Origin of the sequence: Uliginosibacterium silvisoli (genome assembly GCF_036017035.1) — a bacterium.
Lineage (GTDB): Bacteria > Pseudomonadota > Gammaproteobacteria > Burkholderiales > Rhodocyclaceae > Viridibacterium > Viridibacterium silvisoli.
In genome coordinates, this window is record NZ_JAYXHS010000004.1 from 1 (window position 1) to 21,321 (window position 21,321).

The window sequence follows — 21,321 nt, forward strand, 5'->3', positions numbered from 1 at the left end:
GGCGTCGTCCTTGGCGCTGTTGATACGCAAGCCCGAGGACAGGCGTTGCAGCGAAGTCGCCAGCGATGACTGGGACGTATTCAGATTACGTTGCGAATTCAACGATGAGACGTTGGTATTGATGGTCATTGCCATGTTGGTAACTCCTTTTTATGTGCGTTTCTCACTTTGGCCGCGAGGCGGTCAGCAGTGTTTGTCACTTGCCTGACTACTTAACGACCCGACACCGATGAAGCTTTAAATTGAAGGCGTTTAGGCCTGTAATTTGGTTTCGATCATGTGCCTTGTGAATCCATCAACGGCGGCCTCAGGGGTTTCCACAGGGTTACCTGACCTGCAGGGTGGCGGGCAGGAAAGCACCCGCGATGGCCCACGAAAGCCCCGTCATTACTGGATTTTTTGAGTGCATGGCAGGTGCTGACAGCGCAAATTCCGGGTGTCGGCACGTACGACCACCGGTTATCTCTGCCGGTCAGACGTGAGAAATCGCACGCGGTAATGCAATCAGTAGTTGTGTAGAACGACTACGCCGGGTGGCGTGAGAGGGCAGTGCAGGGAGTAAAACGGGGAGTAGGGGGTTACTCGGGTCGCGGATCGCGCGCCATCAACTGCTCGACAGCACTGCGGGGAGATACGCGACCAGCCAGCACATCGTGTACGGCACGCGTGATCGGCATGTCTACGCCGAGTACCTCGGCACGACGTACCGCAACCTGGGTGGTCAGCACGCCTTCGGCGACATGGCCGAGGGTGCGCAGGATCTCGGCGAGCGGCTGGCCGCTTGCCAGTGCGAGTCCCACGCGACGGTTGCGCGACAGATCGCCGGTACACGTCAGGATCAGGTCACCCATGCCGGCCAACCCCATGAGGGTCTCGCGGCGACCACCCAGTGCCTCGGCCATGCGTGCAATCTCAGCAAGACCGCGCGTCATGATGGCGGCGCGCGCATTGAAACCGTAGCCGAGGCCATCGGAAATACCGGCCGCAATGGCCAGCACATTCTTGACCGCGCCACCGGTCTCGGCGCCTACGACATCGTCATTGGCGTAGAGGCGCAAGCGGGGGTGGTGTAGTTCGCGCGCCCAGTGACTTGCCAGCACGGCATCCTTGCTCGCTAGCGTAATGGCGCAAGGCAAGCCTTGAGCGACTTCCTGCGCGAAACTCGGGCCGGTCAACGCGCCGCAGGGATGGTTGGTGCCCAATACATCGGCAACAACCTCATGCGGCAACAGACCGCTACCTGTTTCGAAGCCTTTGCAGGCCCACAGGATCGGCGCCGTGACGGCCAGCTTCTGCAGGCGTTGCAGGGTTTCACGCAGGCCGGCAACCGGCGTGGCGATCAGGATGAGTTCGGCGCTCTCGCAAGCGCGCGTCAGGCTGTCTTCGATGCGGATACTCGCGGCCAAAGGCAGGCCGGGCAGATAACGCGCGTTCTCGCGCGCTTCCCGCATCTGCATGACATGGCTGGCTTCGAAGGACCATAGCGCGACATCGTGGTTGCTGCCCGCATAGGTCATCGCCAATGCAGTGCCCCAGGCGCCTGCACCCAGTACCGCTAGTTTTGCCATCTCAGGAGCCCCAGACAGCCTTCAGTTCAATAAAGCCGGTGCGGCCGTCGCGGTGCTTGACCTTGACCCAGCTGCCAGCGGGTTTGTCGACCGGCTCCAGCAAGAGATCCTTGCTGGCCGTAAAGACGACGGGCGCATCGGCAGCGGCGGATTGTCTGACGTCAGCCGTCACGGCCGTGACGATCAGCTGACGCCGTTCCGATAGCAAGCTCCGTTCAACCCAGCCGATGCCACCGCCGGCTTCGCGGACTTTCGCCCAACGGTCCAGCGTGACGATCAGTTCAACCGGCGTGCCCTTGAGCAGAATGAATTGCGCGTTTGCCTGCTTCGAGCCCGCGTCGAAGACCTGCGTGTTATCGCTGAGGGAGCGATAGTCCAGCGCCTGCGCCCCGAGAGGGACCAATGCAGATACCAGCAGCAGGAGCAGGGCAGACAGGCGCATGCGCATTCCCTATCAGGCGTTGCCCGCAGGTTGAGCCAGTTGTTGCTGGCGAGCGTGGTACAGGGCTTCGAAGTTGACCGGCTGCAGCAGCACAGGCTGGAAGCCTGCACGCGTCACGGCAGAGGTCACGGTCTCGCGAGCGTACGGGAACAGGATGTTCGGGCAACCAATTGCCAGCACAGGCTCGAGCTCAGCTTCGCCAAGGTTGCGGATCTGGAAGATGGCGGCTTGAGCGACTTCAACCAGGAACACAGTCTTGTCTTCCGGCAGCTTGGCCGTCACGGTCACGCGCAGGACGGCTTCGAAGAAGCCATTGTCCAGAGGCGCAGTGCTGGTCGACAGTTCAACGTTGATTTCAGGCGTTTGCGACTCCAGGAAGATCTGCGGTGCGTTAGGCACTTCGATCGACAGGTCCTTCACATAGAGCTTTTCGATATTGAAGACAGGTGCGTTGTTGTTTTGCTGTTCCATTTTCTTATTCCGTTCTGGTGAGGTTTATTGCGATGGATCAATTGAAGAATTGCGGTTGAAGCAGTTCGTTGTGACCTAGCCGAGCAAGGGGTCGAGCTGCCCGGCGCGGTCGAGTGCGTAAAGCTCGTCGCAGCCACCAATATGCTTGTCGTTGATGAAGATTTGAGGAACGGTGCGCAGGCCGGTCAGTGCAATCATCTCGTCTCGCCGTGCGGGATCGAGGTCAATGCGCACCTTGTCAATCTCGGCGATGCCTTTGCGGCGTAGCAATTGTTCGGCGCGGATGCAGTACGGGCACACGCCGGTCGAATACATCAAGATCTTGGGCATGGACAGCTCTAGCGAATCTGGTTGCGGGGGCCGTACAGATCAGGCGCGTGACACCGGCTGCCCGGCTTGCGACCAGGCCGCGAAACCGCCATCGAGATTCACGACGCGTTCGAAACCGGCTTTGCGCAAGGCGGCCAGCGCGCTGCGCGAACGATTCCCGCTCTGGCAAACCACGATCAGCGGACGCTTGATGAATTTCTTCAACTCGCTGCTGCGCGTTTCGATTTCGTTCAACGGGATATTGCGCGCGGCAGGCAGATGACCTGCAGCAAATTCAGTCTGGTCGCGCACGTCCACAATCACGGCGTTCTCGCGATTGACGAGCAACACGGCTTGTTGTGGCGACACCGCATCGGGGTTGCCACGCAGCATCGGCACGAACAACAGTGCGCCGGAAACGATGGCCAGCACAAGCCAGAGGTAGTTATAGTTTTGCAGCAAGAATTGCATGGGATACCTGAGGACAGACGAGCAGGGCGACTTGCCTTGCTAGGCGTAAGACAGCGCGTCGCAGCTTTTATTTGCGGGCGCTTACCGTTAAAGATGATCCGCTACAATATCATCAATCCCGGCCACCGCGCGACCCTGTGGCGGAGGCCGGTTGCAGTCCCCTTTGTCGTTGCGTGCATTGCCGCACATTCCCCTAAAACCCAAGAATCAGGCTCGTGACATGTACAAGATCGTATTGCTGCGCCATGGTGAATCCACCTGGAACAAGGAAAACCGCTTTACCGGCTGGACCGATGTGGATCTGACGGAACAAGGCGTCGAAGAAGCGATTGCCGCAGGCAAGCTTCTCAAGAAGGAAGGCTACAGTTTTGATGTGGCGTTCACCTCGGTTCTCAAGCGCGCCAACAAAACGCTCAACGTCGTGCTCGAAGAACTCGACCAGTTGTGGATTCCGGTGACGCATCACTGGCGCCTCAACGAACGTCACTATGGTTCGCTGCAAGGTCTCAACAAGGCTGAAACTGCGGCCAAGTTTGGCGATGACCAGGTGCTGGTGTGGCGCCGTTCCTACGACGTGCCGCCACCTCCGCTGGAAGAAGGCGATGAGCGTCTGAATCTCGATGACCCGCGCTACGCAGACGTTGCCGCGGCTGATTTCCCGCGCACCGAGTGTCTCAAGGATACGGTTGCGCGCTTCGTGCCCTACTGGCTCGAAAGCATCGCGCCGGTCGTCAAGTCGGGCAAGAAGGTGATCATTGCAGCACACGGCAACAGCCTGCGCGCCTTGATCAAGTACCTCGACAACGTGCCGGACGACGAAATCGTCGGCGTTAACGTGCCGACCGCGCAGCCGCTGGTGTACGAGCTGGATGCCGACCTCAAGCCCATCAAGAACTACTATCTGGGCGATGCGGACGCGATTGCTGCAGCCATGCATGCTGTTGCCAACCAGGGCAAAGCCAAGGCGTGATCGTTTCGTTCCACTCGATGTCCGGATGGAAGCTGATGAAGAAGGGGCTCGCGCTCGCAGGCGCGGGCCTTTTCTTTTGTCTTGCCGTGCCGATGGTCGTCGCCGCGCCATCAGCGCCGCCGCTGGATGAGCGCCGTGACGAGCTGAAATCCCTGCGTGAGCAGATTCGCAGTCTGCAGACCGATATTTCCAAGGGCGAAGAAGATCGCGGCGAAGCGGCAGATCAGCTGGCTGATTCAGAACGCGCCATTTCTGGTGCGCAACGGCGGCTGCGCGAAATCGTCGGTGAAAAGCAGGCGGTCGAGGCGGAAGTGAAGCGCCTGCGTGCCGAGCACGACCGTCTCGACGGTGAACTCGCGGAGGCGCGCAAGCAGCTGGGGACGACTCTTTACCGGATCTACGTGGAGGGCGGCGAAGCCGGCGCGAGACGCATGCTGGGCGGCAAGGATCCGAACCAGATGTCGCGCGACGCCTACTACCTGCAGAAAATTGCTGAAGAGCGTGCGGCTGCAATACAGGATGCTCGCCTTGCGCTGGTCAACCTGCAGCGGATTCAAGCAGATGCCGAAGCGCGCCGTGAACAGTTACTGAGCCTCGAAGCCGAGCGTGGAAGTGAGCAGCGCCGTTTGCTGGATGAGCGGGCCAAGCGCAAGACCGTACTGGTGGAAGTGGCCGAGCGCGTCAGTGCGCAACGTCGCGAGATGCAGACACTGCAGCGCAGCCAGGTCCGTCTGGAGAAATTGCTGGTCGGGCTGGAGCGTATTGCCCGCGAGCAGGCAGCCAAGGAAGCGCGTGCCCGTGAGCTTGCGGCAGCGGCAGCCGCCAGGGCGGCGGCCTCATCTTCCGCGGCAAGGGCGAGCGCGCAGTCCAGCCGACGTGGCGAAGCCCGCAGCAGCGCACAGGCCTCCTCTGAAGGGGCTCCGCGGCGAGCGGGTATTGCTGATCGCGTGGCGGAGGCAGGAGCTCCCAGTGCCGATTTTGCACAACTGCAAGGTCGTTTGCGTTGGCCGGTAAAGGGCGAACTCTTCGGCCGTTTCGGGGCTCCAAGAAGTGAGGGCGGCCAGTGGCGGGGTGTTTTCATCCGCGCGGCGGAAGGTAGCGAGGTACGTGCGGTAGCCGATGGCAAAGTGGCGTATGCCGACTGGCTGAGAGGTTTCGGCAACCTGATCATCGTCGATCACGGTAACGGGTATATGACGATTTACGGCAACAACGATTCGCTATACAAGAACCCCGGGCAGGCTGTACGCACCGGGGAGGCGATAGCCAGCGTGGGGGCTAGCGGTGGGCAGGAAGAATCAGGTTTATACTTTGAGATCAGGCATCGCGGACAGCCGACCGACCCCTCAAAGTGGGTCGCAGCAAAGTAGCAATATTCAGAGTCACCAGACTCGCGACGGAATAAAGTAGTCGTACGACAGGTTTACAGGATTCCCGCAGGATTCCACTCGGAGAAATGATGAGTAGCAAGTTCAAGCAGTTCAGTTTGGTATTCAGTGGCGTCTGCATTGGCGTGCTCATCAGCCTGAATTTCGCGGCCCGTGCGGATCGCGAGGTGCCGCCATCGTCGCTACCCGTGCAGGAGCTGCGTAGCCTTGCGGCGGTTTTCAACTCGATCAAGCAGAACTACGTCGAGCCTGTCGAAGACAAGAAGCTGCTCGACAATGCCATCAGCGGCATGGTCGCCGGCCTTGATCCGCATTCCAACTTCCTTGATGCCGACTCCTTCAAGGATCTGCAAGACTCAACCAAGGGCGAGTTCGGTGGCCTCGGTATCGAAGTCGGTATGGAAGATGGCTTCGTCAAGGTCGTTTCGCCGATCGAAGACACGCCGGCCTTCCGCGCAGGTATCAAGTCGGGCGACTTGATCGTCAAGATCGACGATACGCCGGTCAAGGGGTTGGCGCTCAATGACGCCGTCAAGCGCATGCGCGGCAAGCCGCAGACCAAGGTGGTGCTGACGGTCGCGCGCAAGGGCGAAAACCGTCCGTTCGACGTGAGCCTGACGCGCGAAATCATCAAGGTACAAAGTGTGCGCTCGAAGCTTGTCGAGCCGGGCTATGGTTACCTGCGTCTGACGCAGTTCCAGGAGCAGTCGACGATCGACCTCGTCAAGCACCTCGACCGTCTCTACAAGTCGGGCCCGTTGAAAGGTCTCGTGCTTGATCTGCGCAACGATCCGGGCGGTTTGCTGAGTGGCGCGGTCGGCGTATCGGCTGCCTTCCTGCCAAGCAAGTCGATGGTTGTGTATACCGACGGTCGCGTTGAAGACTCACGCCACAAGTACTTTGCTTCGCCTGAGGATTACGCGCGCGGCTCGGAAGACGTTCTCAAGGCGCTGCCCGCCGGTGTGAAGAACGTACCTATCGTGGTGTTGGTTAATGGTGGTTCGGCCTCGGCGTCGGAGATCGTTGCAGGCGCCCTGCAAGACTACAAGCGCGCCACCATCATGGGTACGCAGACCTTCGGCAAGGGCTCCGTGCAGACCATCATCCCGTTGTCCGAAACTACGGCGGTCAAATTGACCACGGCGCGTTACTACACGCCGCAAGGCCGTTCGATCCAGGCCAAGGGCATCACCCCTGATGTGATTGTGGAAGACTCCCTGCAAGGTAGCGCACCAGTGTTCCTGCGTGAGGCCGATCTTGAGCGCCACCTGATCAACGACAAGGACAAGGAGGTAGCACCTGCTGCGCCGAAGCAACCAGCAAAGCGTCGTAACGATGATGATCCGATTCCGCCGCCGATCGAATTCGGTAGCAAGGACGATTACCAGTTCGCACAGGCGTTGAATTTCCTCAAAGGCAAGCCGCTGGAATTGCCTCCAGTCGCAGCTTCCGCGCCGGCTGCTGCGGCTTCTGCGCCGAAGTAAGCTCAGCGCATTCAGATGAAAAAATGGCGGCCGGGAAACCGGCCGCCATTTTTTATTCTTCGTTTATTGCTCTTTGATTCCTGATGTCACGTGCGCTGCTCAGTGCAAGGTCGGCGGAATCCTGGCCTCTTCGGCAAACAAGGCCAACCCTTCTTCTGCGCTGAATTCGTAGCGGTTGTTCGAAAGGTCATCATCGACGACGATCTTGCCCTGTTCAGCAATGATGCGTTCGACCTCTTCGCGTCCGAGATTCTTCAGCATGGCGCGCACTTTGTCCGGATCAGGCGGAAAGTGATGCGTCACCGGCCGTGGTTCGAATATGCGTACGGTCTCTTCGTGGAACAGGCGTGTCAGCAGGGTCTCGGTGTCGAGTGTCTGCAATTCATCATCGCGCAAGGTCTGTGCGAGTTGCATGACGCGTGACCAGCCGTCGAGGTCGCGCGCGTCAGCGCCCGGCAACTTTTGTAGCAACAGGCCGGAAGCGCTGGTCTCATTCGCGCTCAGGATCAGGCAGGCTGCCTGTTGTTCCGACTGCGCGATGTAGTGTTCGAAAACCGCTGCGAGCGAATTGCCTTCGATCGGCACGAAGCTCTGGAAGGGTTGATTCGAACCGGCCAGATCGAGCGTCATGACGAGGCGCCCGTCGCCGAGCAAAGCGTGCAGGCCGTCTTCCGCACCGATATCGCCTTCTACGCTGGCATAGCCGCGAACATTCAGCTGGTCGGTGCAATCGACAACGATCATCGGCACCTTGCCATTGCCACGCAGCTGGAAGCTCAGTTTGCCGGCCTCCTTCATGCGCTCGCCGATGAGGACAGTCACGGCCGCCATTTCACCAACGCATTGCGTGACGGCACGCGGGTAGTTGCGGCGGGCGCGCATGCGCTGCCAGCTTTCCGTCAGGCGCACGTGGGCGCCGTGGATGTCGAGTTCATCGAGCAAGAAGCGCTGGATGAAATCCTGCGAAGACACGGAATCGTTCATTGCATTGTTACTTGAATGTTGTTTGCCAGGCAGCCGGGTCAAAGCCGACCAGCAAGCCTTTTCCGGTGTCGACGACCGGGCGCTTGATCAGGCTGGGCTGGGCCAGCATCAAGGCTTTGGCCTTGCCGGCATCCGGCGCTTCCCGATCACTTTCGGGAAGCTTGCGCCAGGTGGTGCCGCGAGTATTGAGGAGTTTCTGCCAGTCGGCCCTCTGCATCCAGTCCTGGAGACGTTCTGCAGTCAGGCCTTCCTTCTTGAAGTCGTGAAAGACATAGGCAATCCCTTGTTCGCTGAGCCAGGTACGCGCTTTCTTGACCGTGTCGCAGTTGGGGATGCCGTAAAGCGTAATCGTCATTATTCGGGGGATTTCTTGTTGAGGCGGATGGCCAGACGTTTGCGCAGGCGGATGTTGATCATTTCGACCACGACAGAGAAGGCCATCGCGAAGTATACATAGCCCTTGGGGATATGGGTTTCGAAGCCTTCAGCGATCAGTGTCACGCCGACCAGCACCAGGAAGGACAGCGCCAGCATCTTGATTGTGGGGTTTGCATCCACGAAGTCACCGATCGATTTTGCGGCAAACATCATCATGCCGACGGAAATCATGATGGCGATGATCATGACTTCGACCTGGTCGACGAGGCCGACTGCGGTAATGACGGAATCCAGCGAAAACACGATGTCGATGATGGCAATCTGCACCAGCACGCCAGCAAAGCTGCTCGCGCCACTTGTCGGTGCGTGCTCGTCGTGTTCCGGTAGCTGCAGCGATCCGTGGATTTCATGCACGCTTTTCCAGAGAAGGAACAGGCCGCCGAAGATGAGGATCAGGTCGCGGCCGGATACGTCTTGCCCCAGGAAGTTGAAGAGTGGTTCAGTGAGCCGCATGATCCACGCAAGTGACAGCAGCAGCACGATACGCGAGCCCATGGCAAGCAAGAGACCGAGGCGGCGTGCGATATTGCGGCGAGCTTCCGGCAGTCTTCCCACCAGAATCGAAATGAAGATGATGTTGTCGATCCCGAGCACGATTTCAAGGGCGGTCAGGGTTGCAAGGGCAATCCATGCATTCGGGTCGGCAAGCCAGCTCATTGGAAGTCCATTAGTGAGGTGATGGATGAATATCGTGCTGCCGCGATAACGGCAGCGCTATGAGAGCTACAAAAAGCAATGAAGTTCGCTTGTTTCGCGGAACATATAGCAAAAAAGCCTCGTTACCGGAACGGTTTGCCATCAGGCCGGCTCGAAATGCTCCAGCATGAGCTGGACGCTCGCTACGCCATTGTATTCATTAACGGATAGTCGATAGGCCACGCGGATGCGGTTGGGAACCGACTCGGCGCAGTTGAACTGGATGGCTTCGAAGCTGTTACCGCCCTTGCGCAGACGCAGCTTGAGGTGGCGCTCCTTCAGGATGCGCTGGCTCTCCACTTCGAAGACATCGTCGAAGAGCGGCTGGGCAAAGCCCTGGCCCCAGATGGCGGCTTCGAGCATGCGTGCCATCTCCAGCGACATGTAGCCGGATTCCAGCGCGCCATCGGTTTCCACGCAGCGCTGCAGGTCGGCGGGGGTGAGCAGTTCGGCAACTGTTTCGGCGAATGCCGTGGCGAAGCGGGGATAGTCGACCTCGCGGATCGACAGGCCAGCCGCCATTGCATGGCCACCGAATTTCAGGATCAAGTCCGGATGGCGCTTGCTGATCAGATCCAGCGCGTCGCGCATATGCAGGGCCGGGATGGAACGCCCCGAGCCCTTCAGCTCGCCGGTACTACCGTCACTGCTGGCGGGGGCAAAGGCAATCGTCGGGCGGTGTGCGCGTTCCTTGATGCGGCCTGCGACGATGCCGATCACGCCCTGATGCCAGTCGGGTTCGTACAGGCTGATGCCTGCCTGTTCGCCGATTTCGGTGAACTCCAGCGTGGCCAGTGCTGCATCCTTCATCTCCTCTTCGATGCTGCGGCGCTGACGATTGAGCTGATCCAGCTCCTGCGCGATGTTCATGGCACGCGCAAAATCATCGGTAATCAGGCATTCGATGCCCAGCGACATGTCGGTCAGGCGGCCGGCTGCGTTGAGGCGTGGTCCGAGGGCGAAGCCCATGTCGAAGGTACTGGCGCGCGCGGGTTCGCGTGCGGCGACCGCAAAGAGCGCTCGCAAGCCAGCCTGCATGCGACCGGCGCGCATGCGCGCGAGCCCCTGGCTGACGAGGATGCGGTTGTTTGCATCGAGCTTGACCACGTCGGCGACAGTGCCGAGCGCGACCAGGTCCAGCAATTCCCCCAGCTTTGGTTCGGCGCGGTCATTGGCCGCGAACCAGCCGCGCTCGCGAAGCTCCGCGCGCAGGGCCAGGGCGACGTAGAACATGACGCCGACACCGGCGATGCACTTGCTCGGGAAATCGCAACCAGGCTGGTTGGGATTGATGATGACATCTGCCTCGGGTAGCGAATCGCCGGGCAGGTGGTGGTCGGTGATCAGTGTTGCCATGCCCAGTTCGCGGGCCCTGGCGACGCCTTCGATGCTGGCGATGCCATTGTCCACGGTGATCAGCAACTCGGGCTCGAGGCCGGCAGCGAGATCCACGATGGCTGGAGTCAGGCCATAGCCGTACTCGAAGCGGTTCGGTACGAGATAGCTGACCCTGGCTCCCATGCTTCGCAACGCGCGCATGCCGACCGCGCAGGCTGTTGCGCCATCACAGTCATAGTCGGCCACGATGAGCATGCGCGAGCCAGCCTCGATCGCGTCGGCGAGCAAGCGGGCGCCTGCATCGATGCCCTTGAGACCTGCGGGCGGTAGCAAGGCGTTCAGGTCTGTCTTGAGTTCATCGACATGCGCGACGCCGCGTGCGGCGAAAAGGCGCGCGAACAGCGGATGCTGCCCGGCGTTGTGCAGTTGTCGGGCTGCCTGTTGTGGAACGGAGCGTTGAACGATGCGGGTCATGCAGATGAGTTCGGGAAAAGGGGACGGGGTGGGGCCGACTTACTCAGCGGGCCTGCCAAGCCTGGCGATGAGCTGCGCTTTGCTGGCGCCACGTTGCCAGAATTTCCAGCGTGGCGTTGGGGAAATATCGAGCCGGGTGAGCGCAGTATCGCCCGGGGCGACGATGCGTAGATGATGCAGGCGTCCGCTGCGCAACTGGTGCACGAGCGGTACGAAAACCTCCGCATCCAGCTTTTGCAAGGCGTTCGACCAGGCGCCTGTATCACGTTGCTGGGCGGGCGCATGCAGATCGTCGATCAGCGACCAGGCCGCGGGTTGTCGGGCATCGAAGGCCGCGGGCTTGCAGTGAGCCAGGCGTGAGAGGCCGTTGAATATGGCGTTCGGTGTGCCTTGGCGAGCAGCCATCTGTGGGTGAGGAGAGGCCAGCGTTGGCGGCAGGCTACCGAGGCCCCACAGCCAGAGCGCATTCAGGGCCGGTGCGCGGCGTGCCTCGCGCGCCGTGTTGACCGGGTGGTTGTGGCAGAACACCTGCAGCTCGTTATTGAGCTTCGACCACCATGCCGCATGTTCGCCTTTTGCCTGGAATTGCGCGACGGGCCGGCTGTCAACATCTGCCAAGGGCGCAAGCGTGACAGGCAACTTGTCGGCATGCTCGGGTTTGAGCATCAGGTAGGCGTGTTCGGGCGAGGTACGCGAAAACTCGCCAATGTCGGCGAAGGTCGTGTTCAGGTCGCGCAGCAGGCTGTCCATTTCGTCGGCCTGCAAAGCCAGCGTTTCCGGGGCATCGAGCAGCAGGTGTTGGCGTGCGAAACGCAGGCTGACCGGATCGGCACAGACCCAGAGGGCGTCACTGTCTGGCATTGCGATCCCGTCGCCCGCCAGTCGCAACGCTGCAAAAGGCAACTCGCCCGTCAATCCGAATTGCTCAGCCAGCCAGGCATCCAACGGGCAGGGCGGCGCAATGTGCTCCTCTACCCGCGCCAGTAGCGCTGACAGGCCGGGCAGGTCGTATGGCGACAAGGCGTCAGCCACGCCCGTTGCGGGCCAGATCAAACCGGGAATGACGCAGAGGATCGACGTGGAAGCGAGCATGGGTGCGGACATGGCGCGATGGTACCAAGACTGGCGGTCAGGCTCGCGCGCAAAGCCGGGTCGAGGCGCTCGCCAAGTATCGAAAGCCTTTTGTGCATCGCCATGCGGCGCGGTGTAGCATGCAGCCCGCCATGAACATCTTCCGCAGAATTTTCAGCTCTTTCGAGCTTGCCATTGGCTTGCGCTACGTGCGGGCCAAGCGCCGACGCAGTGGCGGCGGCTTCGTTTCCTTCATCTCTTTCGTTTCGATGGCCGGCATTGCGCTGGGCGTCGGGGCCTTGATCATCGTGCTGTCGGTCATGAACGGCTTCCAGCGCGACTTGCGCACCCGCATTCTTGGCGTGGCTTCGCATGTGCAGATCTCGGCCTACACAGGCGAGCTGCAGGACTGGCAAAAATACGCCGAGCTTGCGCGCACGCTGCCGCAGGTATCCGCGGCTGCACCCTATGTGCAACAGCAGGCCATGTTCTCGCTGGATGCCACCGTCAAGGGGGCCATCGTGCGCGGCATCGATCCGGCGCTCGAAGACTCCGTAGCCGACTTCGCCAAGTATATGAAGGCGGGCAAACTGACCGACCTCGTGCCAGGCGAGTTCGACGTGATCCTCGGTGTTGATCTGGCCCGCTCCCTCGGCGTGCAGATGGGTGACAAGGTGACGCTCATAGCACCGCAAGGACTGGTGACGCCTGCGGCAGTCCTGCCGCGGGTCAAGCAATTCCGCGTGGTCGGGGTATTCGAAGCAGGCATGTACGAATACGACGTGGGCCTCGCGTTGATCCACATGAACGACGCGCAGAAGCTCTACCAGATGGGAGAGGGTGTCAGCGGCGTGCGCCTCAAGCTGACCGAGTTGTTCGATGCGCAGAAGGTTGCCTTGAAGCTCGGCATGCAGATGCCGCCGGAGGCCTATGTCACTGACTGGACGCAGAGCCACGCCAACTTCTTCCGTGCCGTGGAAATCGAAAAACGCGTGATGTTCATCATCCTGTCGCTGATCGTGGCAGTGGCCGCCTTCAATATCGTGTCTGCGCTGGTCATGGCCGTACAGGACAAGCGCGCCGACATCGCCATCCTGCGCACGCTCGGAGCCAGCCCGCGTTCCATCATGAGCATCTTCGTCGTGCAAGGCGCGTTGATGGGCTTCATCGGTCTCGGTATCGGCGTCGTCTTCGGCGTGACCGTGGCGCTCAATATCGGCACCATCGTGCCCTTCATCGAGAACCTGTTCAATTTCCACATCCTCTCACCCGAGGTCTATCAGATTTCGACCCTGCCCTCGGAGCTGCAGTGGCGCGATCTGATCGGCGTCATCGTCATCTCCTTCATCCTGACCCTCGTGGCAACCCTCTACCCGAGCTGGCGCGCGTCGCGCATCAATCCTGCCGAGGCACTGCGCTATGAATAATCCGACCATGGTCAGAGACAGCATTCTTTCGTGTATTGGTCTGGGCAAGACCTACGGTAGTGGCGAGACGGCCGTGCCGGTATTGCGCGGCGTGGACCTGAACGTCTCGGCGGGTGAGACCCTCGCCATCATCGGCTCGTCAGGCTCCGGCAAGAGCACCTTGCTGCATTTGCTGGGTGGCCTTGATTCACCGAGTACGGGCAGCGTGACCATCATGGGGCGCGCCATGAGCAAGCTGTCGGAAGCTGAGCGCGGCGATATCCGCAATAACGCCCTTGGTTTCGTCTACCAGTTTCATCATCTTCTGCCGGAATTCTCCGCGCTGGAGAACGTCGCCATGCCTTTGATCATTCGTCGCATGCCAAAAGCGGAAGCGCACGAACGTGCTGCGGCGATGCTGGCTGCGGTTGGGCTGGGGCATCGGCTGGAGCATGGCCCGGGCGAGCTTTCCGGCGGCGAGCGTCAGCGCGCAGCGATTGCGCGCGCCTTGGTCACCGAGCCGAAGTGCATCCTGGCGGACGAACCGACTGGCAATCTGGACCGACGTACCGCTGCCACGGTGTTCGAACTCATGCTGTCGCTCAATGAGCGGCTGGGCACCTCGCTGGTAGTGGTGACGCACGACCCCGAGCTCGCGCTGCGTGCTTCGCGCGTGCTCAATCTGCAGGACGGTGTGCTCGGCGACGCAGTGCCTGCCTGAATGCCGCAGTCGGGGCCGGGACCCTCGACTGCAAGGATTTCCCTCAAGACTGATGTGCGCTTGTCGATAGGATCAATACGGCCAGTGCAGGCCGTTTCAACTCGCCATCGCCAGTCAACGAGGACTCTTGATGAACCGGTTTTTCGGGCCCGCCATGTGGCTGATGTCCCGCCTGTCCTTCTCGGGCAAGTTCTTTACCATCAGTACCGCGATCATGGTGCTGGTGGCCGGTCTGTTGCTCTCTACTTTCCAGCAGTTCCAGGCGAATCGCAGTGCCGCTCACGCTGAATTGCGTGGCGTCGCCGTGCTGCGACCACTCCTGAAGGCGGTCTCCATGACCCAGGCGCACCGCGGCATGTCATCGGTGGCTTTGGGAGGTGACAAGGCGATGCGGGATTCGCTTGCCGAGCAGACGAAGCTGACCGATGCAGCCTTCGATGTCGTGGCCAAGGCTCTCGGTGAAGCGGATTTCGGCGACGAACTCGGCAAGCACTGGGGGCAACTCTCTGGCGACTGGAAAAGCCTGCGTGATGGCGGCATGCAGATGGCGCAAACGCCCAACTTTGCGGCACATACGAAGCTCATCGACGGCCTGCAGATCTTCATCTCGATGCTGACCGAGGAGTTCGCATTGATCCTCGACCCGGAAGCCGAGACCTACTTCGATATCGTGCTCGCCTCGCAGCACGTGCCTGCCTTGACCGAGCGCCTGGGTCGTATCCGTGGCATGGGGGCTGGCTTTCTCGCGTCGAAGCAGATGACTGATCTGCAGATCACGCAATTCACGACTTTCCTTGGCGGCCTCGATGCCAAGCTTGCCGATTTCGATGACGGGCTCAATCACGCTTTGCGCAATGCGAAGCAAGGCACGAGCGCCCTGAAAGATGCCCAGAGCAGCCTGGGCGGCGAAGTGGCGGCGATCCGTGCGGCGGCGGAGAAGCAGATCATCCAGCAGTCTCTGTCGATGCCGGCAAAAGAGTATTTCGATCTCGTTACCTTGCCGATCAAGCGGCTCAATGAACTCAACGACAAGACCATTCTTGTCGACATCGAAAATGCGCTCGCCTCACGCACGCGCCACTACGACATTCAGTTCGCGGCACTCAGTGGGCTGACATTGCTGTTCGTGCTCGGCTGCTTCTATCTCTTCGTCGGTTTCTACCTGTCACTCAACGGTGCCTTGCGTGCCTTGGTTGCATCATCGAAACGCGTTGCGGCGGGCAATCTTTCGGAGCGTGTGAACATCGACTCGAAGGACGAGCTCGCCGTGGTCGGTAGCGAATTCAATCTGATGGTGGATGCGTTCGGCAAGACCGTCACCGAGGTGCAGCGTAGCGCCAACGCGGTGAGCGACTCGGCCGGCCATCTCGCCAATAGCGCGACTCAGTTGTCGCAAAGCTCGGGTCAGCAGAACGATGCGGCTTCGCACATGGCTGCCGCGGTCGAGGAAATGACGGTGAGCATCGCTGAAGTGTCGCAGTACGCCGTCAACGCAGAAGGACATGCCTCGGAAAGCCGCGAATTCTCCAGCCGTGGGCAGGAGGCTGTTGCGCGCTCGGTGCACGAGATTGAAGGCGTAGCGAATCTGGTCACTGAAACGGCAGTACAGATTCGCGCGTTGGGCGCGGAGTCGGCGCGCATCGGACACATGGTCGACGTGATCAAGGAAATCGCCGATCAAACGAATCTTCTCGCGTTGAATGCCGCCATTGAAGCTGCGCGGGCAGGGGAATCAGGCTGCGGCTTTGCTGTGGTGGCTGATGAAGTGCGCAAGCTGGCCGAACGTTCGGCACGTGCTACGGAAGAAATCGGCGCCGTGATCGGTTCGATCCAGCAGAGTACCGTGCGCGCCGTCGAGGCCATGGAAAGCGGAGTCGGCAAGGTGCACGAAAGTGTCGCTACGACCGCGCATGCGGGGAGCGCGATGCAGAGCATCCGCGAAGGCTCGGACAAGGTGCGCGAGGTCATCGCCGAGATCTCGGCCGCACTGCGCGAACAGAGCACGGTGAGCAGCGAAGTGGCGCGCAATGTTGAACGCGTCGCCGCCATGGCTGATGAAAATCACGGTGCAGTTGCTGATGCGACGCGCACGGCAACGCAGCTGCGCGAGCTGTCGCAGCACATGCTGTCGGTGGTGAGGCGCTTCCAGATCTGAGCTTGCCTGGCGCGGAGGGTCAGGTGGCGTGACGTGCGCGACGTCGCTTGAGGGCGCGTTGCACATGCAGGCGCCATAACACCTTCACCGCGAAATAGCCCGCTACTGCCAGTGCCACGGCGAGTACCGGCAGGCCAAATGCAAGCGGCTTGCCAAGGCTGATCAACCACTGCATGAGCGCGGAGCCCCATTCGAGCAGGGACTGCGCTCCTTTTTCCGGTGGCATCACGAACTGTGCATCAGAGCCTGTGACGGCCCGGCCTATCGTGAACGCCACAAGGTAGAGCGGCACGATGGTCAGTGGATTGGTATAGAAGGTCGTGGCCAGCGCCAGCGGCAGATTGGCCCGCGCTACGATACAAGCGATGGCTGCGCCGAGCATTTGCAAGGGCCCCGGTATGAGGCCGCAGAACATGCCGATGGCAATCCCGCGGGCGGCTGAGTGGCGGTTCAGATGCCACAGACAAGGGTGCTGCAGCGGTTTGCCCAGCATGGCAAATACACGGTTCTTGCCCAGCGTGGCGTGATCGGGGGTGTAGCGTTGGAAGAACTTGCGCATTCAGCGGTCTCTCTGATTCAACTGTGATTGTAGTCTCGCCGGCGAAAGCCGGGTGCGTGCTGGGTGTGACCAGCATCTGTGCACAAAGTGCGTCGCTCAGCATGGTTAAATTCGTTCCATGCGTTTTTGGGTGGTGGCTTTCGCTTCGGGAATCTGGTGGTGCCAGCAACAGGCAGTATTGCCGCCGCTGTTGCCGTTGCTGGCCTATGCAATCGTGCTGGGCCTTGGCTGTGCGCTGGCGTGGCGTTGGCGCGCATCGAAACTGATGCAGGTCGTTGCCTGCCTGCTCATGTTTGCCTGCGGCGTTGTCTGGGCTGCCTGGCGCGCGGAGATGCGACTGGCCGAAACACTGCCCGCCGCGATGGAAGGCGGAGACTTTGTCGTATCGGGCTACATCGCCGATCTGCCAGATCGCGGCGAGCGCGGTACGCGCTTCCTGTTTCGCGCCGAGCAGCGTCCGGCGGGCGTGCCGGAGAATATCTCTCTGAGCTGGTATGCCGATGGCAAACAGGCTGTGCCGCCCTTGCGCGCGGGCGAGGCCTGGCAACTGACCGTGCGCCTGCGCAGGCCGCACGGCAATCTCAATCCGCATGGCTTCGATTTCGAGGGCTGGATGTTCGAGCGGGACATCCGCGCGGTTGGCTACGTCCGCAGTCGGGAGGTGAATCAACGCAAGGAGGTGATTGCATACGGGATCGCCGCGCATATCCAGCATGCACGCCAGGTGGTGCGCGAGCGTTTTGAACGCGCGTTGCCGCAGGGGCGCTGGGTAGGCGTGCTCAGTGCATTGGCCGTCGGCGACCAGTCGGCTGTGTCGGCCCAGCAGTGGCGGCTGTTCAGCCAGACGGGTGTGACGCATCTGATGTCCATCTCGGGCGGGCACGTGACCTTGTTTGCTGCGTTGATTGCGTGGCTGGTGCGGCGTGCCTGGTCGCGTTTTCCACGGCTGTGCCTGAGATTGCCGGCACAGAAAGCGGCGATTGTGGCTGGAGCGTTGGCCGCTTTCTTCTACGTGCTTCTGTCCGGCTTCGGGGTGCCCGCACAGCGCACGCTTTACATGCTGCTCGTGGCGGCCGCCGGCATCTGGTTCGGGCGAGGCACGGGGGCGGTGCGGTGCTTGTCGGCCGCGCTGCTGGTCGTGTTGCTCTATGACCCGTGGGCGGTCTTGTCTCCGGGCTTCTGGTTGTCTTTCGGCGCGGTAGCGGTGTTGTTCTGGGTCGGCCGGGAGCTGGTCAATAGCGAGAATTCCGTGCTGTCCTGGTTGCGTACCCAACTGCGTGCGCAGTGGGCGATTATCGTGCTGACCTTGCCCATTCTGCTGGGCCTGTTCCAGCAATTCTCGCTGGTGTCGCCATTCGCCAATGCGCTGGCGATCCCCCTGATCAGCGCGGTGATCACGCCGCTGGCCTTGCTTTTTGCCGTGCTGCCCTTGCCCAGCCTTGCCGAGCTCGCGCACTGGTTGCTGGACTTGCTGATGCGCTTTCTCGAATGGCTCGCCCTGTTGCCGATGGCCAGCTGGCAACAGGCGGCGCCGCCAGGCTGGTTGATCGTCCTCGGCGTGTGCGCGGCTTTCTGGGCGCTGCTGCCGCGCGGCGTGCCGGGTCGGCGCGTGGTCTTGCTGGTCTTCCTGCCCTTGTTGATGTGGACGCCATTGCGGCCTGCCGTCGGACGTTTCGATGCCACCATCATCGATGTCGGACAAGGCCTGTCCGTGCATGTGCAGACGGCACGTCATGACCTGCTGTTCGATACCGGCCCGCAGTACACGCCTGAGAGCGATAGTGGCGAGCGCGTCATTCATCCATTCCTGCGCGCAGCGGGCGTCCAGCAACTCGATCGCATGGTCGTCTCGCACGACGATCTCGATCACAGCGGTGGCGCGGCCTCGCTGCTGAAGCTGCTGCCGGTCCGGTCATTCATGAGCAGCCTGCCGGAGGAGCATGTGCTCGTCCGGCAGGCCGGCGGACAACAGCCCTGTGCGCGTGGCGATCGCTGGGATTGGGATGGCGTGAGCTTCGAAGTACTGCATCCTGCGGCCGAGGTTCAGGCGGTGAAGGACAACAACCGCTCCTGCGTGCTGAGAGTCAGCAACGCGAACTGGAGTCTGCTGCTCGCAGCCGATATCGAGGCGCCGGCAGAGAACGAGCTGTTGGCAAACAATGCCGCGCGTCTGCGCAGCACCGTAATGGTCGCGCCACACCATGGCAGCAAGACCTCGTCACAGCCATCCTTCGTCGATGCTGTTGCTGCGCGCACGGTGATCTTCACCACCGGCTATCGCAATCGTTTCCATCATCCCGCGCCGGAGATCGTCGCGCGCTATGCTGCGACGGGCGCGAACTTGCTGCGCTCCGATACGCATGGCGCCGTAATACTTGAAGAGACAGCACAAGGCGAACCGCAGCCAGTTTGGGAAAGGCAGTTGCGGGCACGTTACTGGCAAGGCAAGTAGTGGTACAAGAAGTGTTGGCAAGCGGGCAGGGCTGCGGCGACGTCGCCAGCCACTCTGAATGAGGATTCCTATGAAAAAGCTGTGGCGATTTCTCAAGTCATTGTTCGTGCGTCGCAGGCCGGTACAGCTTGCAGCGGACAAGCCATTCCGTCGCTGGGACGCGCGTTGTCTCGGCAAGGGTGGCGTGCATCGCATGTCTTGCGTGGAGTGGGGCGATCCTGCCAATCCGCGCGTGCTGGTATGCGTCCATGGCTTGACGCGCAATGCGCGCGACTTCGACGATCTGGCTCAGGCCTTGAGTACGCACTACCGCGTGATCTGCCCGGACGTGGTGGGGCGTGGCGAGAGTGACTGGCTGCTCAACAAGCTCGACTACCAGATTCCGCAGTATGCGGCCGATATATTCATGATGCTCAAGGCGCGCGGCATCAAGGAGGTGGACTGGGTCGGCACGTCGATGGGCGGGCTGATCGGCATGGGCCTGGCGGCACAGCCACACAACCCGATCCGTCGCCTGGTGCTCAACGACGTGGGGCCGGTCATCACTGGCGCATCGCTGCAGCGCATTGGAGAATATGTGGGCCGTGCGCCGGACTTTCCGACGCTGGAAGCGGCCGAGAGCTTCATCCGAGCCGTAAGCGTAGGGTTCGGCGATCTCACGGATGCGCAATGGCGGCACGTGACCCTGCACTCCATGAAGGAGGAGGGCGGCGTGTGGAGGATGCGTTATGACCCGGGCATTGGCGACGCGTTCCGCATAGGTCCGATTGGCGACGTTGCGATCTGGCCGATCTACGATGCGATCAAATGCCCGGTGATGGTGATTCGCGGCGCGAGCTCTGATCTGCTCCTGCCCGAGACTGTCACCGAGATGACGCGCCGTGGTCCACGCGCGAAGGCCGTGGAAATCCCGAATGTAGGACATGCGCCCATGCTCATGGATGCGGCGCAAATCAACATCGTGCGGGAGTTCCTGCTCGCGGAGACGCGGACCGCATGAGCCAACGTCTTCCGGAACAGTACGCATGAACTTCGTAAACCAGTTTCTCTCGCAATTCACCTGGCTGGACTGGCTGGGGCTCGCCTGGTTCCTGCTGTGCTGGACCGGTTACGAGCGCATCGTCGACCGCGGCTGGCGTGGCCGCATCACCTTGCTTGAAGAGACGCATCGCTTGCGTCTCTACTGGGCGCGGCAGATGTTGATCCGTGAGAACCGCATCGTCGATGTCGGTCTGGTTGGCAATCTCGTGCACAGCGTGTCCTTCTACGCCAACACCTCGATCTACATCATTGCCGGCCTGTTCGCGACGCTCGGCGCGCTGGATCGCTTCATGGAAACCGCCGCTGACCTGCCTTTCGCGCACGCCATCTCGCGCGAAGCGCTGGAGTTGAAGCTGCTCATGCTGATCGCCGTCTTCGTGGTGGCCTACTTCAAGTTCACCTGGTCGCTGCGCGAGTTCAACGTGCTGTCCATCATCATGGGCGCCGTACCTCCGAAGGAGCACGATACCGAAGAGCTGGAGCTGTTCGCCCAGCGCACGGCGGCTGTGAACACCTGCGCCGGCGACGATTTCAATCGTGGCATTCGCGCCTACTACTTCGGTATGGCGATCCTGGCCTGGATGGTGATGCCGGGGCTGTTCATCATCGCCACCACCTTGATCTTCGTCGTGCTGGCCCGCCGCGAGTTCGACTCAGAGGTGTTGCGCGCCTTGCGACTGCAAGTCGTCGCCAGACCGCCTTCCGGGCGTGAGGTAGACACGGGCAAGTGAGGACGGGACTGCTCCCTGTCAGCCCAGGGCCTTGCTTCCGGTCGGGCTGAACGCAGCCCACCGGTTGGGACTTGGTCAGGGCGTGGGACATGGCTTTTTCCGTCGAAAGTCAGGATTTGCGGGGCTCCTGGGGCCAGGCTTGCAAGCCATCA

21 protein-coding genes are annotated in these 21,321 nt (G+C 61.1%); 9 read left to right on the forward strand and 12 right to left on the reverse strand.

Annotated elements, in window-relative coordinates; translation table 11 throughout:
- The 6 genes from VVD49_RS17975 to VVD49_RS18000 form a co-directional block, all read right to left on the reverse strand.
- The coding region (locus VVD49_RS17975) for a flagellin N-terminal helical domain-containing protein (protein WP_465189374.1) at window positions 1-135 on the reverse strand (135 nt) is incomplete at its 3' end.
- 443 nt (window positions 136-578) lie between these two features.
- On the reverse strand, window positions 579-1,568 hold the full coding sequence (locus VVD49_RS17980; RefSeq protein ID WP_327600605.1) for an NAD(P)H-dependent glycerol-3-phosphate dehydrogenase: 990 nt from the start codon (window positions 1,566-1,568) through the stop codon (window positions 579-581).
- A gap of 1 nt (window position 1,569) precedes the next feature.
- Window positions 1,570-2,010: an SH3 domain-containing protein gene (locus VVD49_RS17985; protein ID WP_327600606.1), complete on the reverse strand. Its 441-nt coding sequence runs from the start codon at window positions 2,008-2,010 to the stop codon at window positions 1,570-1,572.
- Between the two features lie 12 nt (window positions 2,011-2,022).
- Window positions 2,023-2,481 (reverse strand): protein-export chaperone SecB, encoded by a 459-nt coding sequence (secB, locus tag VVD49_RS17990; protein ID WP_327600607.1) that lies wholly within the window; start codon window positions 2,479-2,481, stop codon window positions 2,023-2,025.
- Between the two features lie 75 nt (window positions 2,482-2,556).
- Complete coding sequence (gene grxC, locus VVD49_RS17995; protein WP_327600608.1) at window positions 2,557-2,811, reverse strand: glutaredoxin 3; 255 nt, start codon at window positions 2,809-2,811, stop codon at window positions 2,557-2,559.
- 39 nt (window positions 2,812-2,850) lie between these two features.
- Window positions 2,851-3,261: a rhodanese-like domain-containing protein gene (locus VVD49_RS18000; RefSeq protein WP_327600609.1), complete on the reverse strand. Its 411-nt coding sequence runs from the start codon at window positions 3,259-3,261 to the stop codon at window positions 2,851-2,853.
- A 220-nt stretch (window positions 3,262-3,481) separates the two neighbouring features.
- Between VVD49_RS18000 and gpmA the strand changes: the two genes are divergently transcribed.
- The 3 genes from gpmA to VVD49_RS18015 all read left to right on the forward strand — a co-directional run bounded on the left by gpmA (window position 3,482) and on the right by VVD49_RS18015 (window position 7,103).
- Entirely contained in the window at window positions 3,482-4,231 is a 750-nt protein-coding gene (gene gpmA, locus VVD49_RS18005) for a 2,3-diphosphoglycerate-dependent phosphoglycerate mutase (RefSeq protein WP_327600610.1), read from the forward strand.
- A gap of 35 nt (window positions 4,232-4,266) precedes the next feature.
- Window positions 4,267-5,601, forward strand: a complete 1,335-nt coding sequence (locus VVD49_RS18010) for a murein hydrolase activator EnvC family protein (protein WP_327600611.1) — start codon at window positions 4,267-4,269, stop codon at window positions 5,599-5,601.
- Window positions 5,602-5,690: 89 nt separating this feature from the next.
- Entirely contained in the window at window positions 5,691-7,103 is a 1,413-nt protein-coding gene (locus tag VVD49_RS18015; RefSeq protein ID WP_327601096.1) for a S41 family peptidase, read from the forward strand.
- Window positions 7,104-7,202: 99 nt separating this feature from the next.
- Here the strand turns inward: VVD49_RS18015 and hslO are convergent, their stop codons facing one another.
- The 5 genes from hslO to VVD49_RS18040 all read right to left on the reverse strand — a co-directional run bounded on the left by hslO (window position 7,203) and on the right by VVD49_RS18040 (window position 12,137).
- A complete protein-coding gene (gene hslO, locus VVD49_RS18020; protein WP_327600612.1) occupies window positions 7,203-8,087 on the reverse strand; it encodes an Hsp33 family molecular chaperone HslO in 885 nt (294 codons plus the stop codon).
- Window positions 8,088-8,094: 7 nt separating this feature from the next.
- Window positions 8,095-8,442, reverse strand: coding sequence for an ArsC family reductase (locus VVD49_RS18025; protein ID WP_327600613.1), 348 nt, complete (start codon window positions 8,440-8,442; stop codon window positions 8,095-8,097).
- Window positions 8,442-9,182, reverse strand: coding sequence for a TerC family protein (locus VVD49_RS18030; protein ID WP_327600614.1), 741 nt, complete (start codon window positions 9,180-9,182; stop codon window positions 8,442-8,444). The genes VVD49_RS18025 and VVD49_RS18030 overlap by 1 nt, the downstream gene beginning before the upstream one ends.
- Window positions 9,183-9,323: 141 nt before the next feature.
- Window positions 9,324-11,033: a single-stranded-DNA-specific exonuclease RecJ gene (gene recJ, locus VVD49_RS18035; protein ID WP_327600615.1), complete on the reverse strand. Its 1,710-nt coding sequence runs from the start codon at window positions 11,031-11,033 to the stop codon at window positions 9,324-9,326.
- Window positions 11,034-11,072: 39 nt separating this feature from the next.
- Window positions 11,073-12,137, reverse strand: a complete 1,065-nt coding sequence (locus VVD49_RS18040) for a hypothetical protein (RefSeq protein ID WP_327600616.1) — start codon at window positions 12,135-12,137, stop codon at window positions 11,073-11,075.
- 119 nt (window positions 12,138-12,256) lie between these two features.
- On the opposite strand from VVD49_RS18040, the gene VVD49_RS18045 reads away from it, so the two are divergent.
- The 3 genes from VVD49_RS18045 (at window position 12,257) to VVD49_RS18055 (ending at window position 16,386) form a co-directional block, all read left to right on the forward strand.
- Window positions 12,257-13,531 carry a lipoprotein-releasing ABC transporter permease subunit gene (locus VVD49_RS18045; RefSeq protein WP_327600617.1) on the forward strand — a complete coding sequence of 425 codons (1,275 nt, stop codon included), beginning with the start codon at window positions 12,257-12,259 and terminating at the stop codon, window positions 13,529-13,531.
- Complete coding sequence (gene lolD, locus VVD49_RS18050) at window positions 13,524-14,231, forward strand: lipoprotein-releasing ABC transporter ATP-binding protein LolD (RefSeq protein WP_327600618.1); 708 nt, start codon at window positions 13,524-13,526, stop codon at window positions 14,229-14,231. Before VVD49_RS18045 ends, lolD begins: the two co-directional genes overlap by 8 nt.
- Before the next feature lie 130 nt (window positions 14,232-14,361).
- Window positions 14,362-16,386: a methyl-accepting chemotaxis protein gene (locus tag VVD49_RS18055; protein ID WP_327600619.1), complete on the forward strand. Its 2,025-nt coding sequence runs from the start codon at window positions 14,362-14,364 to the stop codon at window positions 16,384-16,386.
- Between the two features lie 19 nt (window positions 16,387-16,405).
- Here VVD49_RS18055 and VVD49_RS18060 read toward each other — a convergent pair whose 3' ends face one another.
- Window positions 16,406-16,945 (reverse strand): DUF2062 domain-containing protein, encoded by a 540-nt coding sequence (locus tag VVD49_RS18060; protein WP_327600620.1) that lies wholly within the window; start codon window positions 16,943-16,945, stop codon window positions 16,406-16,408.
- Window positions 16,946-17,063: 118 nt separating this feature from the next.
- On the opposite strand from VVD49_RS18060, the gene VVD49_RS18065 reads away from it, so the two are divergent.
- The 3 genes from VVD49_RS18065 to VVD49_RS18075 all read left to right on the forward strand — a co-directional run bounded on the left by VVD49_RS18065 (window position 17,064) and on the right by VVD49_RS18075 (window position 21,169).
- Window positions 17,064-19,397: a DNA internalization-related competence protein ComEC/Rec2 gene (locus tag VVD49_RS18065; RefSeq protein ID WP_327600621.1), complete on the forward strand. Its 2,334-nt coding sequence runs from the start codon at window positions 17,064-17,066 to the stop codon at window positions 19,395-19,397.
- A gap of 70 nt (window positions 19,398-19,467) precedes the next feature.
- Complete coding sequence (locus VVD49_RS18070) at window positions 19,468-20,397, forward strand: alpha/beta fold hydrolase (protein ID WP_416384914.1); 930 nt, start codon at window positions 19,468-19,470, stop codon at window positions 20,395-20,397.
- Window positions 20,398-20,422: 25 nt separating this feature from the next.
- Window positions 20,423-21,169: a DUF599 domain-containing protein gene (locus VVD49_RS18075; protein ID WP_327600622.1), complete on the forward strand. Its 747-nt coding sequence runs from the start codon at window positions 20,423-20,425 to the stop codon at window positions 21,167-21,169.
- The last annotated feature ends 152 nt before the right edge of the window (window positions 21,170-21,321 follow it).

What these genes read in the sequence shown, in the direction of transcription:
- VVD49_RS17980 (WP_327600605.1), bottom strand. Translation starts at nt 1,568, where the DNA reads ATGGCAAAACTAGCGGTACTGGGTGCAGGCGCCTGGGGCACTGCATTG.
- VVD49_RS17985 (WP_327600606.1), bottom strand. Translation starts at nt 2,010, where the DNA reads ATGCGCCTGTCTGCCCTGCTCCTGCTGCTGGTATCTGCATTGGTCCCT.
- secB (WP_327600607.1), bottom strand. Translation starts at nt 2,481, where the DNA reads ATGGAACAGCAAAACAACAACGCACCTGTCTTCAATATCGAAAAGCTC.
- grxC (WP_327600608.1), bottom strand. Translation starts at nt 2,811, where the DNA reads ATGCCCAAGATCTTGATGTATTCGACCGGCGTGTGCCCGTACTGCATC.
- VVD49_RS18000 (WP_327600609.1), bottom strand. Translation starts at nt 3,261, where the DNA reads ATGCAATTCTTGCTGCAAAACTATAACTACCTCTGGCTTGTGCTGGCC.
- gpmA (WP_327600610.1), top strand. Translation starts at nt 3,482, where the DNA reads ATGTACAAGATCGTATTGCTGCGCCATGGTGAATCCACCTGGAACAAG.
- VVD49_RS18010 (WP_327600611.1), top strand. Translation starts at nt 4,267, where the DNA reads ATGAAGAAGGGGCTCGCGCTCGCAGGCGCGGGCCTTTTCTTTTGTCTT.
- VVD49_RS18015 (WP_327601096.1), top strand. Translation starts at nt 5,691, where the DNA reads ATGAGTAGCAAGTTCAAGCAGTTCAGTTTGGTATTCAGTGGCGTCTGC.
- hslO (WP_327600612.1), bottom strand. Translation starts at nt 8,087, where the DNA reads ATGAACGATTCCGTGTCTTCGCAGGATTTCATCCAGCGCTTCTTGCTC.
- VVD49_RS18025 (WP_327600613.1), bottom strand. Translation starts at nt 8,442, where the DNA reads ATGACGATTACGCTTTACGGCATCCCCAACTGCGACACGGTCAAGAAA.
- VVD49_RS18030 (WP_327600614.1), bottom strand. Translation starts at nt 9,182, where the DNA reads ATGAGCTGGCTTGCCGACCCGAATGCATGGATTGCCCTTGCAACCCTG.
- recJ (WP_327600615.1), bottom strand. Translation starts at nt 11,033, where the DNA reads ATGACCCGCATCGTTCAACGCTCCGTTCCACAACAGGCAGCCCGACAA.
- VVD49_RS18040 (WP_327600616.1), bottom strand. Translation starts at nt 12,137, where the DNA reads ATGTCCGCACCCATGCTCGCTTCCACGTCGATCCTCTGCGTCATTCCC.
- VVD49_RS18045 (WP_327600617.1), top strand. Translation starts at nt 12,257, where the DNA reads ATGAACATCTTCCGCAGAATTTTCAGCTCTTTCGAGCTTGCCATTGGC.
- lolD (WP_327600618.1), top strand. Translation starts at nt 13,524, where the DNA reads ATGAATAATCCGACCATGGTCAGAGACAGCATTCTTTCGTGTATTGGT.
- VVD49_RS18055 (WP_327600619.1), top strand. Translation starts at nt 14,362, where the DNA reads ATGAACCGGTTTTTCGGGCCCGCCATGTGGCTGATGTCCCGCCTGTCC.
- VVD49_RS18060 (WP_327600620.1), bottom strand. Translation starts at nt 16,945, where the DNA reads ATGCGCAAGTTCTTCCAACGCTACACCCCCGATCACGCCACGCTGGGC.
- VVD49_RS18065 (WP_327600621.1), top strand. Translation starts at nt 17,064, where the DNA reads ATGCGTTTTTGGGTGGTGGCTTTCGCTTCGGGAATCTGGTGGTGCCAG.
- VVD49_RS18070 (WP_416384914.1), top strand. Translation starts at nt 19,468, where the DNA reads ATGAAAAAGCTGTGGCGATTTCTCAAGTCATTGTTCGTGCGTCGCAGG.
- VVD49_RS18075 (WP_327600622.1), top strand. Translation starts at nt 20,423, where the DNA reads ATGAACTTCGTAAACCAGTTTCTCTCGCAATTCACCTGGCTGGACTGG.